Annotated in this window: 1 pseudogene; it reads right to left on the bottom strand. The window is 62.8% G+C overall.

What is annotated here, in order from left to right:
* A pseudogene (locus EE949_RS21480) lies at positions 1 to 331 on the bottom strand (SIS domain-containing protein); the annotation flags it as partial.

The raw sequence follows: 331 nt of genomic DNA, 5'->3' as shown, positions 1-331 counted from the left end.
GGGTATCGGCGGTTTCACCGGACTGGGAGATCGAAACGAACAGGGTGTCCGGCTGGACCACGACCTTGCGGTAGCGGAATTCGCTGGCGACTTCGACCTGACACGGAATCCCGGCCAGACCTTCGGGCCAGTAACGCGCAACCATACCGGCGTGGTAGCTGGTGCCTCATGCCACGATCTGCACGTTGCGCACCTTGGCGAACAGCTCGGCGGCCTGTTGACCAAAGGCATGGACCAGCACCCGCTGCTGGCCGAGGCGACCTTCAAGCGTACGCTGCACGACCTTGGGCTGCCCGTGGATTTCCTTGAGCATGAAGTGGCGGTATTCGCC

Source organism: Pseudomonas viridiflava (assembly GCF_900602065.1).
Taxonomy (GTDB): Bacteria; Pseudomonadota; Gammaproteobacteria; order Pseudomonadales; family Pseudomonadaceae; genus Aquipseudomonas.
Note: the sequence above shows the minus strand (reverse complement) of the source record. Positions and strands in the feature narration are given on the sequence as shown.